Here is a 17,674-nt window from a genome sequence, read left to right as displayed (position 1 = left end):
TGCCCTTGCTGCTTCTATGGCTGCATTTAATGCTAAGAGATTGGTTTGGTCTGCAATGTCTCTAATGATTCCAATTACATTTTTAATGTCTTCACTTTGTGCAATAACCTCGCCGCTCTTAATGCTCACACTGTTCATAGAGCTAGCAATATCATCAATCTTAGATGCAGTTTGCCCTAGTGTAATAGCTTGCTGCGTGCAGCTCTCTTGTAATTTATTCATAGATACATTTAACGAATCGCTTTGCGTATACAGAACATTGGCAAGATTTTGTGACGTTTGCAACATGCCTACGACACTATCAATAAACATATTGACACTTTCTTCCATACCGATAGGGTTTTCAATCCGATTTCGAAAATTACCCCGATTTGCTTCTTTAAAAACCTCAAGAATGCGCGATAAATCTGGAGTAATTTGCTTACAAAGACTAGCACTCATCTCATTAATAGAACCACATAAAGAAATCATATTTGGATTACTAGATTGAACAACGATTTGCTTGCCAAATTTACCCTGCTTTGCTTCTTGTATCACCTCGTTAAAGTTTTTTTGTAAAAGTTTTTCTTGTTCTTGCAAATAGGTGATTAGCTCCGTATTCTTATTGATTTTATCAGACATATCGCCTAATTCATCATTCCTTTGTATAACATCTGGCTTATACTTTGGAATCTTATAAGTAAGATATTCAAAAAATTGATGCAAATTTTTATCTAATATCTTTAAAGGATTTAAAAGAAACTTAACTAATATATTTGTCATTAAGGCAAATACAACAATTCCTATCAATAGTCGTAATAGCGCATGTAACGCTATTTGTTTCAATTCATCTCTATAATCAGATTGTGAAGTAGTAATGCAAGTAAACCAACCAATGCTTGCTTTACCGCAAACCGCAAACCGCAATTCACCATCAAAGTGCGAGAAATATTCAAAAGGACTATCCCCATACTTTTGTATTCCTTCTTTCAAGCTTGTAACATAAGGTCTGCCTGATTCTTCCATGATAAATTTGCCACTAGGCGTTACATAGAATAAATCTTCAAAAAGCAATATGCGACTAGTATCAGAGCCTTTTAATCCTCGTATATCTTCAGAAAATTGTCGTAAATATAAATCTCCTATTATTTCAGCAACAATTACCCCATTTTTACGAATAGGCGCAAAAAAAGTAATTGCTAAATCACCAGTTACAAAGTCTATATAGGGCTTTGAAATGCCTTGTCTACCCGATGCAATTGCATTACGAAACCATTCCCTTTTGTTGACGTCGAAATTGGCACCGTCTTGACCTACAACAATCTTAGGATAACTATAATTTTCGTCTTTTCTACTCATAATAGCTTGACCGTCACTTACATAAGCAATATAAAAGGCATCAAACCCGGACATACGGGCTGTTTTAGCCAAGAAATCATAGATATTCTCCCTCTCTAAAAACTGCGGATTCTGTTCAAGAGTAAGTGCTGATTCTGTGATTTCATTTTGCTTCTCGCCGATATAGCTATTAATATGTAATAAAGTTATGTCAAGCAAGGCTTTTTTATTTTGGTTAGAGTGCTTTATAAAATTTGCTTGCGCGCTAAACCAATTAAACACACTGAAGATAACAGATAAAACGCTAAATACTAGCACTACGCCTATCTGTAGCTTTCGGACGATGCTCATTTTCATAATAATCCTTTAAAATAAGTTGATAATTTATTGTTATTTTCATTAATAACATATACAAAAAAAACAAAGATGAATTTTCATAATTATTAATAAAAGATTCTTGATAAAATGATACTTTTTTACCAATTTTGGTAAAAAATTTCTATTATTACTTAATAATGAGCAAGTGGTTTATTTATTAATGTAAGGAGATTAGAGTGAGATTACATAAGGATTGCCATCAATAATCATTTGTGCAATTTTTCCATAAACTTCCATTGCATGATAAGGACTTAATGGATTATCAATGCGATAGGCAGATTCTAAATCAACTATCATGAAATCCGCATCATAGCCTTCAGCTATTTTGCCTTTTTGTAGTCCTAATAATTTAGCCGCATTGCAACTAAGAATCTGTATCAAATATTCCATAGAAATTAACTTACTCTTAACCAAAGACGTATAAGCGAGACTAAAAAAATATTCCAATCCATCGACGCTTGCATCGGCAGATTCAAACACTCTTTGCTTGCAATGTGCAGAAATCTCACTCTGCATACTTGTAAGCAACGCAACTTTGCCATCTTGTAGTCGCTTAATTAGCTTTACTTTTTTACTACGCGTAAGTAACGGGGGAAAAATCTTATATCTTGTATCATAATCTTTAATATCCCTCTCGCTAAAAATCAAATGTGGCAATCCTACTTGTGCATGTAAATATTTCTCATGACAAACCATATCAATACAAGAAGCAATATTCATAGACATAAAGATCACTTGAATCTGTAAAAACTTTGCCATTTCTTTGATTTTAGCCACTTCTTTAAGCTGCCCGATAGGCGTTATCATAGGCAGCCCTAAATCACGCGCAAAAGTACTCTCATAGGCTACTCCTTGCTCAATTTTCTCATCAAATGCTAACACACAAAGAGGTATCTGTAACATTTTTGCATATTGCATAGTTTGATATAAATAATTTGAGCTGATTGAGGAATAGCTAAAAATTGCCCTAGCGTTATCATTAAGAGCGTGCAATGTATCAATATTATTTAAAAGGCTATTATCATTTGTTGTAATCAGATTAGCTATGAGAGGAAAAATATGTATGGCTTCATTATTATCCATGCTTTGAATAAGTGCATTCATTGCCTCATTGTCAATGCTAGGCTGCGTATAGGGATTAAGGAAAATAGTTGAAACGCCTCCTAGAAGTGCTTTCTTTGCAAGACTTTTTATTGTTTTGGCATTAAGATTCTTATCCAAAGGAAAAAGATTCACATCAATACACGAAGGAAGAATACTCAATCCACGACAATCAATTATCTCAACGTTATTTTGATTATACGATGCCCTAAGATGAGTGTCTTTACAAAGGGATTCGAACGTTTTTTGTGATGGCTGCTGATTCTTTGTGTCTATTGCGATAATCTTACCCGAATCTATCCAAAGTGTTGCTTCTTTATAATTGCCTGTATCTTGACAAAAAACCTTACCATTTTGGAACACTCTCATAAATTACCTCTTTTGTATAGTTTTTCAAATATTATATAATGGGAATCTAAAACATACTAAATAAGATTATTGGAATTTGGATTCTAACTTTTTGCTATTAAAAACATTGTGATAGAATGTTGCTCTTAAATCCCGATAAGGCTATTTATGCAGCAGTACTCAAAAGAGCCACAGACAAACACCTCTGCCAAGCAATCTCCGCAATCAAAAAATCTCACAGACAAAATGCAAGAAGAATGCGCCATTGTTGGAATATTTAATTGCGACAATGCTTCTCTTACCTCGTATTACACGCTCTTTGCAATGCAGCATAGAGGACAAGAAGCAAGCGGCATTAGTGCAAGCAATAACAATAAAATCACAACTATCAAGGGACAAGGACTCGTTACAAAGGTTTTTTCTAAAAAAAAGCTCAAAAAACTCAAGGGCAAGAATGCCATAGGGCATAATCGTTATGCAACTGCTGGAAAAGATTCTAGTGATGATTCACAGCCTATATTTGCACGTTATGATTTAGGCGAAATCGCCGTCGTACATAATGGCAATCTAACAAATGCTCATACGATAAGACAAACACTTATAGCAGAGGGATCGATATTTCAAAGTAACCTCGATACAGAGGTCATCATTCATTTAATCGCAAGAAATAAGAAAGAATTGCTTACGACACGTATTATGCAGGTTATGCACGAAATTGAAGGAGCGTTTTGCCTCATTATTCTTAGTCGATCTAAAATGTTTGTTATGCGCGATAAATTTGGATTACGTCCTTTGAGCTTGGGTGAAATCACTAACAGCAATGGTTCGATAGGTTATATAGTGGCAAGTGAAACTTGCGCATTTGACTTAATTGGAGCGCGTTATATTCGAGATGTTGATGCGGGAGAACTGATAATATTTGAGCAAAACGATACAAAGGAACCCAAAATTATCTCTATTAAGATTTTTCAAGACAACCATAGACCATGCGTTTTTGAATATATTTATTTCGCGCGTCCAGATAGTATTGTTTTTGAAAAAAGTGTTTATGGAGTGAGAAAGAATCTTGGCAAACAACTAGCTATCGAGCATAAACTTGAAGCTGATGTGGTTTTGCCAGTACCAGATAGTGGGTTAGCCGCGGCTATTGGTTATAGCCAACAAAGCAAGATTCCTTTGGAATTAGGATTGGTTCGTAACCACTATGTAGGGAGAACGTTTATTGAACCAACACAAAAACTGCGAGAGTTGAAAGTGCGTTTAAAACTCAACCCTATTAAAGAAATAATTGCCAACAAACGGGTAATTGTTATTGATGATTCCTTAGTCAGAGGAACGACAAGCAAAGCGATTGTAGAATTATTACGTAAGGCTGGTGCTAAAGAAATATTACTGCTAATCTCTGCTCCGCCTACAATTTCTCCATGCTTTTATGGTGTGGACACACCAAATAAAAAAGAGTTAATTTGCGCAAACAAAAGCATTCAAGAAGTGCAAGATTTCATTCAGGCTGATTACTTAGGCTTCCTCTCCCTTAAGGGTTTGGAATTGGCAGTTAGCAAAGATTCCTATCATTATTGCCAAGCCTGCTTTGATGGCAAATATTTACATGATATAGATAACAATACCCTATAAGGATTCCATAGTGAAAATTGTATTAACAGTTGGAAGATATTTTAAACAACGGTTTGGACAAAAAGTACGCAAGATTCCAATCTCATTGAGCGGATTCACTTGCCCAAATATTGACGGAACTGTCGCTAAAGGTGGATGTATTTATTGCAAAAACGAAAGCTTCTCTCCGTCACTCTCCATGAAAAAGAAAAATGGGCAAACAGGATCTTCTTTAGAATCTCACAAAACAATATTCGCCGCCAAAGAGACAGAATCCTCATCGCAACACAGCATGCAATGGCATACATCAAAAATTACTATGAATCCTACACTTTCTTACAATCCCCTTCTCTCACATCAACTTAAAGAATTAGAATCACAATTCAACTATCATTCCCAATTCCATAAAAATAAATTTGGTATCTCTAAGTATCTTGTCTATTTCCAAAGCTTTACAAATACCTACGCACCGTTTGACACTCTTAAGGCACTTTACACAAAGGCTTTAAATTTCCCTGACGTTGTAGGTATGAGTATTGGTACAAGGGTTGATTGTGTAGATTCTCAATTGCTCGATTTTCTAGGTGAATTCGTCAAACAAGGCAAAGAAATATGGTTAGAGTATGGAATCCAATCTATCTATGAGGACACTCTGGCTCTTACTAATCGAGGGCATACCATGCAAGGAGTAAAAGAACTTTTTGCAGAAACTAGAGCACGCGGTATCAAAGTGTGTGCACACCTTATTTATGGGCTACCCAATGAAACATTAGATATGATGTTGCATTCTTTGCAAACCATCCTTCAATATGGGGTAGATTCCCTAAAAATTCACCCTCTCTATGTAGTTGAGGGCACGGCTTTAGCGCGTATGTATAAGAAAGGGCAATACACTCCCATCTCATTGGAGGATTACGGTGAGGCGATCATTCGATCTTTAAAAATTATTCCGCCCAATATCATTATGCAAAGAGTAAGTGCTGGGGCGCATGATGAGAGCTTACTTGCTCCAAAGTGGTGTTTTGATAAAAATATACAAATGAGATATTTACGAGAGCAACTCAAACGAGAGGGTATAGAGTATTAATAGGATATAAATTGCCCACTCATCAAAGGCACTCTCAAATATTATTTACCTCCTAAATTAGATTCCAATAGACTAAAATGTACCGCATATTAATCGTTGCCCTACATGAATAATGGGGTAATCAAAAATCCCAAAATCCACAGATAGCACGATAGCAACGATACCGGGCAGAATAAAGCTATGATTGAAAATATACTTACCAATACGTGTAGAACCCGTATCATCCATGTGCACCGCACCTAAGAGCGTAAGATAAGTCGGAAGCACAAACAAAGCCGAAACAGCAGCAAAACTCGCAATTAGGATATAAGACGAATCGGTATTGGTAGCAGAAATACCCAATGCGGTGATAACAACAGGTATAATCGCCTTAGCAATCGCTGCCTGTGAATACAATAGCATGCTTGCGCAAAAAAGCGCGAGAGACAAAAGGAACGGATAATCATTGACTAACTTACCTGCCAAATTACCAATTTCTTCCCTATAGCCTCCCACAAAGGTATTACCAAGCCATGCTACACCCAATACGCAGATACAAGCCGTCATACCTGATTTAAAGGTATTCGTATCTAATAATTTTGTTGTTTCTACTTTACACAGCACAACAATACATGTAGCAATCGCAAGCATAAAACAAATAATTGCTCCATCTCTTGGTAATCGCACGGGGTCAATATAGCTTCTAACGAACTTCGCAAGTGTAACAGCCAAGTCTGTATTATCTTTTGTTAAAGAATCTCTTGCATTAGCAATTAGCTGCGATAGATTGGATTCCAGAGAATCTCTAGTTACAGCAAAATCCTTTTGCAATGAAGAGGGAATCAAGGCAAACTCTTGTGAGATCTTTTCTTTTGTAGATTCTAAATGCTTAATATATTGATTGATTTTCTTAGAATCTTGCGTAAATAGGTCTTTGGATTCTAGGAAATTTTCTTGCACGTTTGAAAGTGCGGAGGATACGACATGTTGCAGTGATTGCGAATGATTATTGTCTATCATAGCCATACTTTTCAATGCCTCTTTTTTAATAGTTTCTAATTGCTCTGACATATCTTTAGGAATAAAGCTATTGACATAATTAAGCATTGGTTTTCGAATAACATCAGAAATAGTTGTTGCATAAAACACTACACAAAACACACCTACCAAAAATATCACAACAGAAAACTTTGCTTGTTTCGGTAGCTGTCTATACGCAATATCAGCATGCTTTACAATTAACCCTTTTTGCAATCTCTCTTGATACACACTATCCTTGCTTAAATCAAGCGGAAAAAATCTGCTAATAATTAATGCGGTGAGCATACAGGCAGAAAAAGTTGTAATAATCCAAATAAGAATAAGTGTTGGATAATTCCAACCAAATTCTTCTAATGCGCCACTCATATACACTACCGCTGCGCTTACAGGGCTAGCTGTAATAGCAATTTGAGAAGCAACCACAGCAATAGAGAGCGGTGCCGAAGGCTTGATGTTTTGTTCTTTGGCTACCTCAATAATAACAGGAATCACAGAAAATGCTGTATGTCCAGTGCCAGCTAGCAATGTAAGAAAATAAGTAACTGTGGGAGCTAAGTAGTTGATATATTTTGGATTTTTACGTAAAATTTTCTCAGCAATTTGTACCATATAATCAAGACCGCCAGCAACCTGCATAGCTGCAATAGCCGCAATAACAGACATAATAATAAGAATAACATCAAACGGAATATCGCCAGGCTGCATACCTAACCCTAAACATAAAATCAGAACACCCAATCCCCCGCGTAACCGATTGCCATGCCACCCAATCGAATCCCTAAAAAATTGCCCCAAATAACGCCACTATCTGTAAGATCAGCATAATGTCCATTTCACCTTCCTTGTCTAATAAATGACGAAATTATAACGTAACCTCCTGTATCCATTATGTATAAGTTATGAAAATTATGTCTTCATTCGCATGGCTTCATCTGTTGTTCTTGGGGCACTTTGCATAGAAAATTGCTATTTCAATGCAAACTCTTTCTGAACAGAATCTTAACTTGAAATAAACCAAGCTTTGCCCAATACTAAAGAAAAACAATATCATTTATTATCAACGCGCATGTGGAGAGAAATAATAAGCTAAGTGCGAATCTTGCAAATTCTAATGAGGAAACTAAGATTTAACTTTATATTATAAAGGTAAGCCTCTTGTACAATGCCCGAAATGTAGCACAAATATAAAGTAAAATCGCCTAAGGTATAAGGCTTGCGATAAAGCTATTAGATTTCTTAGCTATCGCTTATTTATCGAGAAACAATAAATAAAAAATTTAATAAAGGAGTTTATAAAAGAATAATTCATGCTACAAGTTCAATAGTGCGACTCAATACTATAACAAAAATGAAAAAATATTATTAATACATACTACAAAGTAAAGAAACAGCAACATTAAAGAGAATAGTAAAAAACCATATTTAAAATGGTGGCTCGAGGCAGAATCGAACTGCCGACACAAGGATTTTCAGTCCTTTGCTCTACCGACTGAGCTATCGAGCCTTATCCCAACTCACAAAGACTGAAATTATATCGTAAAAAACTTAAAAAGCACTTAAAAACTCCCTTATATTCTTAATGAATAGATTCCTAAACTTGTTATTCAATGTAACAAAGAACTTTAAAGATATTTCTTGCAAATCCAATAAATACTTATTTCAAAAAATAGGAATCTCCAATAAAACAAATAACTACACTAAGCGAATCTATCAATAAAATGACTCTTAATATAAGCCGTTCAAATTAAAACTAAAATTGAACATAACCTTATATTAAATATTAAAAGCGTCAAAACCTTACGATACCCTACTGTAAACTAACAAACAAGAATCAAAAATGATTATTTAATGTATAGGCGATTGGAATCTCAATATAAGTTGTTTCGTTAGGTTTAGGAAAATCTCTTGAAGCTTTTTGCACTGTTTTTATTGCTGCTTTGTTTAATACATCGTGAGGGCAAGCTCTTACAATCTGTATCTTAGAGACTTCACCGTTTGTAGCAATCAAAAACTTTACTAAAACTTCACCTTCAAAGCCTCTTTGCTGCGCAAGATTAGGATATTTATGTCTTTTTTCCACAGCAGACCGTATAGCACGTAAAAACGCATTATCAACTCCATCTGAAAAACGTATAGTCCGAATATTCTGTTGGGCTTGTGCATCTGGATTTGATTGCACGGTAGTAGCAGTTTGTGCTACTGGCACTTCTTTAGTTTCTTGCAATTCATGAATTTGCTCACTAGTTTTTTGTGTTTCCTGCTGTATTTTTTCCATAGCTTGAAATGGAGTAGGCACGGGTTTTGTCGGAGCTTCTATCCTTTCTTTATGTTTTTTATACTTGCGATGTTGTGGTTTATGCTTGGGCTTTTGAATCTGCTCTGCTATAGGATCTGGACTTGGGGGAGCGAAAGCAGACAATTGAATGGTTACAAAATTATCACCCGTTTCTTTTTCATGCACAAAAATGTTTGTATTATAAATACTATAAAGAAAAATGCTAATCCCTCCTAGTGCGGACAACAAAATACCATAGGTGCTAGAATTTTTAATGACGTTGCGTATCAATTCTGAATTTATCATGTTCGTGTCCCTTCTTAGTGAGCTGATCAATGACAAAAACTAAACTATCCAAACTAGAATCCTTATCTCCCTTAAAACTCACCATTCTATCATTAGGAATATTCTGTATGAGACTCGCTAAATTATCCTTGCTGACTTCCTTATCGTCAACGTAAATTTTATTCTGATTATCTATAACGATTAAAAAAGGCTTATCGTCGTTTTTATCTTGTTGAGAACTACTTGCAACGGGAATATCAACTTTTATTTTGCCTTGCGATATAAATGTAGAAATAGACAAAACAAGGGCTAATAATACAAGCATCACATCAATAAAAGGAACAATATTTAATCCGTCTCCTCGTTTAATCTTCATGGTTCTTCCTTATTTCTTAAAATTACTTTTCAATATTTTTTGACTTATAAATTTTATAACGATTAATTTTCTTATCCGCTAAACGTAAAAAAATATTATAGATCATAAGTGTTGGAATAGCCACCAAAAGCCCAAGTGCAGTTGCTTTTAACGCCATAGACAAACCCAATGTAATGCTTTTTACATCAATATTACCACTTCCACCCATTTCATAAAACACCACCATAATGCCGACAACAGTTCCTAAAAGCCCAACATACGGCGCATTGGAATAAATAATATAAAGTAAAGTGAGATTTTTGCTCACATCCTCTTCTAATTCACGTACGTCCTGATAAGAATCCAACTTCACACGGATATAGAATAATAAACGTTCGATACTGAAATAAATAACAAGCAATGCCATAAAGCCCAGAATGCTAAATATCAAAGGATCAAGATAAATCTTTAAAAACTCCATAAAATTTTCCAAAATCAATCTCCTAAAATATAATAAAAAATTATTTGTATTTGCTCTATATCTAATTATATCTAAATAATATTAATTTTTAATTTTAAACTAGCACATTATCCATAGAATCACTAACAATCTTTAACACCATAACCCTATTCCTATCCTAAAAGAAAGGCACAATTCCACGTATATTTTTGCTTCAATCAAATCATTTTGATAAAAAGTCCACCAACAACTTTAAAGATTGCAACTATCGCGTCAATCACAATTAATGCTATAATAACGACTTCGTATTTTGATTCCAAATAAGGAATACCTAATGCTTAACAAAAAGATACTTGTAACAGGCGGTGCTGGCTTCTTAGGCTCGCATTTATGTGAAAAGCTCCTCGAAAGGGGCGATGAGGTGCTTTGTGTAGATAATCTCTTCACAGGCACAAAACAAAACATTGCTCATCTACTTACAAACCCTCGCTTTGAATTTATGCGCCACGATGTAACTTTCCCTCTTTATGTAGAAGTCGATGAGATTTATAATCTCGCCTGCCCAGCTAGTCCTGTGCATTATCAATTTGACCCCGTGCAAACGACTAAAACTTCTGTAATGGGCGCAATCAATATGCTAGGATTAGCCAAAAGGGTAAAGGCGACGATTCTTCAAGCTTCTACCAGCGAAGTCTATGGCGATCCTGAAATCCATCCGCAAATAGAATCCTATAAAGGCAGTGTGAATCCTATTGGCATTCGCGCTTGTTATGATGAGGGAAAGCGATGTGCGGAAACATTATTCTTTGACTATCAAAGACAGCATAACCTCAATATCAAAGTGATGAGAATCTTCAATACCTATGGTCCTCGTATGCACCCAAATGATGGACGAGTGGTGAGTAACTTTATCATTCAGGCACTCAAAGGTGAGGATATTACAATCTATGGTGAAGGCAAACAAACGAGAAGTTTTTGCTATGTCGATGATTTGATTAATGGAATGATAAGGCTTATGGATAGCAGGGACGGATTCTATGGACCCGTGAATATTGGCAATCCCAATGAATTTAGTATGATTGAACTTGCCAACAATGTACTTTCCCTGACGCAATCTCAATCGAAACTTGTTTTTTTGCCTTTACCGCAAGACGACCCGAAGCAGAGACAACCAGACATTACTCTTGCAAAAAAGGAACTCTCATGGCAACCCACAATAGAACTTAAAGAAGGCTTGGAAAAAACAATTGCTTATTTTAAAGGGATTCTAAAATCCACTTCACCTTAAAGAATCTGAAAAATAATTCTGCAACCCTTACGCACCAAAGCCTTTGCTACTCTAAAGCACAAGAAAAAGATATTAGAATCCTCAATAAATTTAATCTTTGGAAATTGGACTTAAAGGAAAATGATGCAAAAAATATTACGCAACATTACACAACATAAAACCTCTTTAGATAAAACGTTTTACTATCTTCTACTAACCAATATTGCCCTTTATCTCTATGCTTCTATTATCAATTTTGACTTACAAATATCGCAGATTTTTAGTATATTTTTTAAAACTCTCACCTTTAATGTGGGCTTCCTTATGCTTATATGGATTGCTTTACACTGCATTCCCAATAAAAAAATAACAAGAATTCTTACTAAACTATTAATAATATTCTATACAATAATAATTCTTATTTAATTATTATTGTTGACACAATTTGGCTCTCTTGTTAATGCCTTATTTATGGATATATTCTTAAGCACAAACCTTAATGAAGTGCAAGAATTTTTGCAATTTTATGCTAATGTGAATCTCTTGCAAATTACCGATACAAAAACTTCATTCCCTGTATTTGTATTAATCCTCTTATTGCTCGGTGCCTTAATTTATAAGCTCAATCTACCAAGATTCACATTTTCAAGCAAGGTTGCTTTCTTATTTGCTGTACTTTGTTTTGCTTTTACAGTAAGAGATTATAAATATAGCAATGCGCTTTATAGAATCATTGTTGCATTCCAAGAGGCAAAGATGCAAGCAATGCGTATAACCGTTGCACATAAACAATTCTTGACAAGTAAAGTAGATTCCATAGCCAAGATGCAGCACATAAGCACACAACAAAATATAGGGGGGCAACCACCATACATTGTAATTATTCTTGGGGAAAGCACACAAAGAGGATATATGAGTCTTTATGGATTCTCATTAGCAACCTCACCAAACCTTCTTGAATTCGCAAAAAGCAAAAATCTCTTTATATTTGACAATATCATCTCACCCGCCACTTCTACAAATGCCTCCTTAGAAAAAGTCCTAACTATAAACAATTATGAGAATAATGCAATTCCTTGGTTTTCTCAATTTAACATAATAGATATTCTAAAGATTGCAGGCTACAATACGACATGGATTAGCAATCAGCCGGGCACAACAGCACACGAAAGTGTCGCTACAAGTATCGCCAAGCAGGCCGATAACGCGTCCTTTGCAAAATATGGAAAATATGATGAATCTATATTGCCACTTTTAGACTCTATAAAACAACAAAATACAAAACAAAAACAAGCTTACATCATACACTTAGTAGGAACTCATTGGTTTTATCAATTTAGATACCCACCAAACAAAGCCCATTTCACAGACAAAGACGTAGAATCTATTCAAGGAGCATACAAGCTTACTCCTGCGCAAAGGGCAAATAAACGTCACTATCTTAATGCGGTACTATATAACGACTTCATTGTAGCGAGCATCATCGAACGTTTCCAAAACGACAATGCGATTATTTTTTATTTAAGTGACCATGGGGAAGAACTCTATGAGACACGAGGTATCGCTGGACACGGAGGGAAATCACATTTTATGGTAGAGATCCCATTTATGATTTACACAACAGATAAACACAAACGAATCATCAAACACAAATTACTTTAATAGAAAATGCCTTGCACAAACCTCAAATGAGCGATGATTTTATTCATTCATTTTTGGGCTTTTTTAATTTACAATATATAGAAGGATTTGAGGATAAGCGCAATATTTTTAGCGAAAACTACAATCAAGAACGAAAGGGCTTTATATAGGCATTGATTATGATAAAGTCATTCAATCATATAAATAAGAACATCAACTATTTGTATAACTTCTAACAATACGTTGTTGAAGTTTACATTAACTCAATCTACAGTAAATTTTTGTATGCTTAGTCTCTAAATAAGTTACAAGGACAATTATGAAAGAAACAATTCTACTTCAAGCAAAATACAACCAACATGCAGACAAAAAAATGAGTGCTTTACTCCAAACTTTAGAATCGGAATTGCTCTATAAAGATTGCGGATTATACTATGGCAGCATCATGCAAACTGCCGCTCATAGTCTTTGCGGTACTATTGGATTATTCTTAGCACAAATCGATAATTACATAGAATATAAGCCAACTGATTTAACGGAGATTCTAAACTCTATGAAGCCAGATTTTACTCTTGCTGAATCGATTGTAAGTGATATTAAACATTTTGTTAGCTTCCAAGAGCGAGTAAATACAAGAATGATTGAGGTGATTAATCATATTGATGATTTTAATAAAATCATTACGTTATCACTTCCAAACATAACATTCCATAAAACTAGAGCGCATTTGATACTTGCGGTACTCAATCATGCTACGCATCACAGAGGACAAATCGCCGGGATATTAGACACGTACAAAATTAACAATGACTTTGCCGGCATGCTTGATATGTAATGCAAGCACAACTTAACGTCAACGTATTGCTACTCATTCAATCATTTAGCCATCTTTTTACAAAAATGATTGAAAACTTACATTCTTAATAAAGAGCTAAGATAGAAAATCAGCAATGTTATTTCTTAACTGCAAAAGTGCTTGAAAACGATGGGAAATTACGTTTTTTTGCTGCGGCAACAAACAAGCAAATGAGCATTTTAATGATTCTAAGAAATATTCGGAAGATTGAATCGGAATCCCATAAGCCATACAATCAGGATTAGAATCATTAGAATCTAACGGCACAGCATATTGCATAAATAAGCCCTTATCGTATTCACTATAAAACATACTATCATAGCCAAATCCATACTCTCCGCATTCTTTAACTGCTACTACACCATCACAAGTACCGTGTGTTACACCCTGTATACATTGAGATAAATCTTGACTTATAGAATCTAATTCCACGATAATATAAGCAATGCAACATTGAAAAAACGCTTGACTTGCAACAAATCCTTTGTGTAATAATGCTCGCTTCAATGCTTCCCTATTCTTAACGTCGTTTGTGCAAGAATCTTGCAATAAACCCTGTTGACACAATGTCGCATATCTCGCAGAATAAATACCCGGTAAACCAGCAAGTACATCCACACATAATCCACTATCATCAGCAAGAATAAGCAATCGTGTTTTATTGGGAAACAACGCGCACAAAGTGTGAAAAGATTCCTTTATCCTATCCAATAATGCATGCGCCTTTATCGTAGCATTGCCCTCAAATGTTAAAGCAGTTTCTAAAGGAGCGAAATCCTTAATACCAATTTCTCTAGGAGTTAGAATATCTCCATGAAATATTTCTTGAATTTCCTGAATCTTATGGGAATTATTAGTTGCTGCCACAAACAAATGATTTTGCATTCTGTGAGAGTGTAGCATATATTCCCTTGAGTGATAAAGCTATTTATATTATTGCTATTTGTATTGGGCTATTAGAATGTCGATACTATGCACAACAGCAGCTACTTGGCAAGTTCCGCACTAAAGCTAATATCTACATTCGCCCATGAAATTCCAGCATGCCCAGCCGCAGCCGCACTTAATGCCTGTAACGCCTTACTAGCATTGCTAAAGTTATTCAAATCAAGCTTGCCTTTTGCAATGAGTTTATTATCTACGATTGTATATTCTAATGGCACAATGCAAGATTCTTTGCCAATAGCTATACGCGCGCTAATAAGCCCTTTTCCATCACCTTCCACGACTTTTACAAATGTTACTTGAATAGTATTTTTGCCAGTTAATGCAGGGAAAAATACTTTGTTCATATTATTGGTTGCTTCTTCGATGTCTGTAATATTACTACTTGTAGGCACAATCACAGCAGTTGCTCCTTGCAATGTCCCTTTGAGTGTTTTTGTATCTTTGCCAAAAGTATATTTAATATTTTTGAAGCTTCCCGCTACATCTGCCATAAAAGGTGTCTTATAGCCCACAAATCCTACTTGCACACTCGCTTGATTGATTGTAGCCGCATGTAAGAAAGTGCTTGTTATCAAACTTAATAAACTACCAACTATAACTGTTTTACCAATATTCTTCATAACTAAATCCTTCTAAATAAAATATTTTTATAATAACAAGCAATAATAAATGCTAAAACATTATTTGGTTAAAATTCCCTATAACAAAATTAAGGAGATTACAACATTGCGAAAAATTCTTATTGCTGGTGGTAAGTTTACTGATATTCCTACTATAAAGGCAGCAAAAAGGCTGGGGTTTTTTGTCATTACAAGCGGAAATAATCCCCATGACTTGGGACATTTATATTCAGATAAAACAATACTTTGTGATTATTCAGATAAAGAGGCAATGCTTGACATTGCAAAACAAGAACAAGTTTATGCGCTGTTTCCTGCGTGTGATGATTTTTCCGCACTTACTTGTAGCTTCATATCAGAGCATTTACATATAGGAAAATTCGATAGCTTTGAAACAGCCAAAACCATACATCATAAAAATTTATGGCGTGAATTTCTACAAAAAAATAATCTTACCACACCCAAAGCACAAGGATTTGCGGACAAAGAATCTGCGCTTTATCATATTCCGCGTATCTTTCAAAATTGTAAGATTATTATCAAGCCTACTGATTTTGCAACAGGCAAAGGAATAAGCTCGGTTACATTATCCAAGAATACAGACATAAGTGAAAATATTCAACAAGCAATGGAATGCTCAAGGAATAAACAGATTATTGTAGAAGAATTTCTGGAAGGAAGTAATCACGGATTTACCGTATTGCTGAAACAACAAAAAGTTATATTTTACTTTTATGACAATGAATTCCACGACTATAATCCATTCGCTGTTTCTGGGACAACAACAAGCGATACCTTTTCAAGCCCGCTTATCCAAGAAATTGTCGAACAAATTGAAGAGATTGCAAGAATTTTACATCTACAAGATGGAATCTTTCATACACAAATTATCCTTACAACCACTCCTAGAGGAGAGAAAAAGCCTTTTATTATCGAGGCTTGTCGTAGAGCAGGAGGAGATTTGTATTCAGAGTTTATTGCGAAATCTTGCCGCATTGATTACATGCAAATCGCTATTGCATTGCATAATAATCTACAACTACACAATATTTATGCTAATGAACCTACAAAAATTTCAGAATCATCTATTCTGTCTCAAGATTCGCGACCTCAATATATTTTCAAGAATGACATGCTTATCAATAGATTGATAATAGGCGATCACCTTGTTAACACTAAAAATAAAACGTATTTCCCTACATTGCATTTTCAAGAGCCTTTAGCGAGAATGTGCTTAATGACACATAAAAATGGATTCTATAATGGAATCAAACATTCTGCGCTTATAGAATCTTCTATTGTAGATTCTTTAGTTTGGGGCAAAATAGGTGAGAAAATACAGGATACTACAAGATATAAAGCTGGCATTGTTTTTCTCAAATTTCAAAACAAGTTACAAATGCAACAAGCCCTACAAAGCTTGCAGAATAGTATCCAAGTCATTGAATAATTACAATGATTCTCGTCATTGTAAAAAAGATTCTAATCCTTGTCATTCTAAACCTGCTTTGTAAAATGTAGAATCTCACTCAATGGATTCTCAAAGAGATACTTCACTTGCTATGCAAGCTCAGTATGACAAAAGCATAAATTGTCATTCTGAAGAAGCACGAAGTACGACTGAAGAATCTCAAAATGTAGAATCCCAAAATGATTCTTGTCATTCTAAACCTGCTTTGTAAAATGTAGAATCTCACTCAATGGATTCTTATAGAGATTCTTCAGTTTCTACGAAACTTCAGAATGACAAAGATGTTTCACATGCGTTCAGTATGACAAAGTTAGATTCAAATGAGATGTTTCGCTAACGCTCAACATGACAAAGAGGAGAATCAATATAACAATCAGGAGATTCTTCACCTTGCAAGGTTTAACATGACAGAGAATAGAATCTTCTTGAAATTGGGCATAGGGAATTAAACATTGCATTAAGACTTATCGGGAAGAAAGGAGAACTTTACTTCCTCTTAATACAAGCTTATCTGCTTTAAATTATTAAATCCTTAAAACTTCTTCTTATTCACATCATCTAATATCTTGCTTGCAATAGTATCTACTGTATTGCTTATCTTTTGTGAATGATTGGCTATCTCTACATTCTG

15 protein-coding genes, 1 tRNA gene and 2 pseudogenes are annotated in these 17,674 nt (G+C 34.9%); 8 read left to right on the top strand and 10 right to left on the bottom strand.

Translation table 11 applies throughout. The features are described 5' to 3' along the window. Window positions 1-1,674, bottom strand: a 1,674-nt coding sequence (locus CQA66_RS08665) for a methyl-accepting chemotaxis protein (RefSeq protein ID WP_147289229.1), incomplete at its 3' end; no start/stop codon positions are given. Window positions 1,675-1,866: 192 nt separating this feature from the next. Further along, window positions 1,867-3,165: an amidohydrolase family protein gene (locus CQA66_RS08660; RefSeq protein WP_104763744.1), complete on the bottom strand. Its 1,299-nt coding sequence runs from the start codon at window positions 3,163-3,165 to the stop codon at window positions 1,867-1,869. Window positions 3,166-3,390: 225 nt separating this feature from the next. Here CQA66_RS08660 and purF point away from each other — a divergent pair, with 225 nt between their 5' ends. Together purF and mnmL are read left to right on the top strand one after the other, a co-directional pair. Beyond that, the gene (gene purF, locus CQA66_RS08655; RefSeq protein WP_104763747.1) at window positions 3,391-4,779 is read left to right on the top strand and encodes an amidophosphoribosyltransferase; all 1,389 of its coding nucleotides are present in this window, start codon (window positions 3,391-3,393) and stop codon (window positions 4,777-4,779) included. Between the two features lie 10 nt (window positions 4,780-4,789). Beyond that, window positions 4,790-5,845 (top strand): tRNA modification radical SAM protein MnmL/YtqA, encoded by a 1,056-nt coding sequence (mnmL, locus tag CQA66_RS08650; protein WP_104763743.1) that lies wholly within the window; start codon window positions 4,790-4,792, stop codon window positions 5,843-5,845. Window positions 5,846-5,946: 101 nt separating this feature from the next. Here mnmL and CQA66_RS09715 read toward each other — a convergent pair. The 6 genes and pseudogenes from CQA66_RS09715 to exbB form a co-directional block, all read right to left on the bottom strand. Further along, window positions 5,947-6,523 (bottom strand): annotated as a pseudogene (locus tag CQA66_RS09715) (anaerobic C4-dicarboxylate transporter family protein); the annotation flags it as partial. Between the two features lie 414 nt (window positions 6,524-6,937). Further along, window positions 6,938-7,697 (bottom strand): annotated as a pseudogene (locus CQA66_RS09710) (anaerobic C4-dicarboxylate transporter); the annotation flags it as partial. Window positions 7,698-8,293: 596 nt separating this feature from the next. Next, a tRNA-Phe gene (locus CQA66_RS08640) sits at window positions 8,294-8,369 on the bottom strand. A gap of 327 nt (window positions 8,370-8,696) precedes the next feature. Beyond that, window positions 8,697-9,446: a TonB family protein gene (locus CQA66_RS08635; protein WP_104763742.1), complete on the bottom strand. Its 750-nt coding sequence runs from the start codon at window positions 9,444-9,446 to the stop codon at window positions 8,697-8,699. Continuing rightward, window positions 9,412-9,801, bottom strand: a complete 390-nt coding sequence (exbD, locus tag CQA66_RS08630) for a TonB system transport protein ExbD (protein ID WP_104763741.1) — start codon at window positions 9,799-9,801, stop codon at window positions 9,412-9,414. The genes CQA66_RS08635 and exbD overlap by 35 nt, the downstream gene beginning before the upstream one ends. 22 nt (window positions 9,802-9,823) lie before the next feature. Next, a complete protein-coding gene (exbB, locus tag CQA66_RS08625) occupies window positions 9,824-10,261 on the bottom strand; it encodes a TonB-system energizer ExbB (protein ID WP_104763746.1) in 438 nt (145 codons plus the stop codon). A 313-nt stretch (window positions 10,262-10,574) separates the two neighbouring features. On the opposite strand from exbB, the gene CQA66_RS08620 reads away from it, so the two are divergent. From CQA66_RS08620 to CQA66_RS08605, 4 genes are all read left to right on the top strand, one after another. Further along, on the top strand, window positions 10,575-11,528 hold the full coding sequence (locus CQA66_RS08620) for a UDP-glucuronic acid decarboxylase family protein (RefSeq protein ID WP_104763740.1): 954 nt from the start codon (window positions 10,575-10,577) through the stop codon (window positions 11,526-11,528). A 123-nt stretch (window positions 11,529-11,651) separates the two neighbouring features. Next, entirely contained in the window at window positions 11,652-11,933 is a 282-nt protein-coding gene (locus CQA66_RS08615; protein ID WP_104763739.1) for a hypothetical protein, read from the top strand. Window positions 11,934-11,978: 45 nt separating this feature from the next. Then, entirely contained in the window at window positions 11,979-13,169 is a 1,191-nt protein-coding gene (locus CQA66_RS08610) for a phosphoethanolamine transferase (RefSeq protein WP_104763738.1), read from the top strand. 298 nt (window positions 13,170-13,467) lie between these two features. Continuing rightward, window positions 13,468-13,983, top strand: coding sequence for a DinB family protein (locus tag CQA66_RS08605; protein ID WP_104763737.1), 516 nt, complete (start codon window positions 13,468-13,470; stop codon window positions 13,981-13,983). 96 nt (window positions 13,984-14,079) lie between these two features. Here CQA66_RS08605 and CQA66_RS08600 read toward each other — a convergent pair whose 3' ends face one another. Together CQA66_RS08600 and CQA66_RS08595 are read right to left on the bottom strand one after the other, a co-directional pair. Next, window positions 14,080-14,907 carry a non-canonical purine NTP pyrophosphatase gene (locus tag CQA66_RS08600; RefSeq protein ID WP_104763736.1) on the bottom strand — a complete coding sequence of 276 codons (828 nt, stop codon included), beginning with the start codon at window positions 14,905-14,907 and terminating at the stop codon, window positions 14,080-14,082. 83 nt (window positions 14,908-14,990) lie between these two features. Continuing rightward, complete coding sequence (locus tag CQA66_RS08595; protein ID WP_104763735.1) at window positions 14,991-15,572, bottom strand: hypothetical protein; 582 nt, start codon at window positions 15,570-15,572, stop codon at window positions 14,991-14,993. A gap of 49 nt (window positions 15,573-15,621) precedes the next feature. Between CQA66_RS08595 and CQA66_RS08590 the strand changes: the two genes are divergently transcribed. Both CQA66_RS08590 and CQA66_RS09340 read left to right on the top strand, forming a co-directional pair. Next, window positions 15,622-17,022, top strand: a complete 1,401-nt coding sequence (locus CQA66_RS08590) for an ATP-grasp domain-containing protein (protein WP_104763734.1) — start codon at window positions 15,622-15,624, stop codon at window positions 17,020-17,022. A gap of 82 nt (window positions 17,023-17,104) precedes the next feature. After that, the gene (locus tag CQA66_RS09340) at window positions 17,105-17,254 is read left to right on the top strand and encodes a hypothetical protein (protein ID WP_181882262.1); all 150 of its coding nucleotides are present in this window, start codon (window positions 17,105-17,107) and stop codon (window positions 17,252-17,254) included. Window positions 17,255-17,674: the final 420 nt, after the last annotated feature.

Source organism: Helicobacter aurati (assembly GCF_003364265.1).
GTDB lineage: Bacteria > Campylobacterota > Campylobacteria > Campylobacterales > Helicobacteraceae > Helicobacter_A > Helicobacter_A aurati.
The sequence above is the reverse complement of the archived record's forward strand: the minus strand, read 5'-3'. Positions and strand labels throughout refer to the sequence as shown.

Bases quoted from the DNA above. Each gene is read 5' to 3' on its own strand.
- CQA66_RS08660 (WP_104763744.1), bottom strand. From the start codon at position 3,165: ATGAGAGTGTTCCAAAATGGTAAGGTTTTTTGTCAAGATACAGGCAAT.
- purF (WP_104763747.1), top strand. From the start codon at position 3,391: ATGCAAGAAGAATGCGCCATTGTTGGAATATTTAATTGCGACAATGCT.
- CQA66_RS08635 (WP_104763742.1), bottom strand. From the start codon at position 9,446: ATGATAAATTCAGAATTGATACGCAACGTCATTAAAAATTCTAGCACC.
- exbD (WP_104763741.1), bottom strand. From the start codon at position 9,801: ATGAAGATTAAACGAGGAGACGGATTAAATATTGTTCCTTTTATTGAT.
- exbB (WP_104763746.1), bottom strand. From the start codon at position 10,261: ATGGAGTTTTTAAAGATTTATCTTGATCCTTTGATATTTAGCATTCTG.
- CQA66_RS08620 (WP_104763740.1), top strand. From the start codon at position 10,575: ATGCTTAACAAAAAGATACTTGTAACAGGCGGTGCTGGCTTCTTAGGC.
- CQA66_RS08615 (WP_104763739.1), top strand. From the start codon at position 11,652: ATGCAAAAAATATTACGCAACATTACACAACATAAAACCTCTTTAGAT.
- CQA66_RS08610 (WP_104763738.1), top strand. From the start codon at position 11,979: ATGGATATATTCTTAAGCACAAACCTTAATGAAGTGCAAGAATTTTTG.
- CQA66_RS08605 (WP_104763737.1), top strand. From the start codon at position 13,468: ATGAAAGAAACAATTCTACTTCAAGCAAAATACAACCAACATGCAGAC.
- CQA66_RS08600 (WP_104763736.1), bottom strand. From the start codon at position 14,907: ATGCTACACTCTCACAGAATGCAAAATCATTTGTTTGTGGCAGCAACT.
- CQA66_RS08595 (WP_104763735.1), bottom strand. From the start codon at position 15,572: ATGAAGAATATTGGTAAAACAGTTATAGTTGGTAGTTTATTAAGTTTG.
- CQA66_RS08590 (WP_104763734.1), top strand. From the start codon at position 15,622: ATGCTAAAACATTATTTGGTTAAAATTCCCTATAACAAAATTAAGGAG.
- CQA66_RS09340 (WP_181882262.1), top strand. From the start codon at position 17,105: ATGGATTCTCAAAGAGATACTTCACTTGCTATGCAAGCTCAGTATGAC.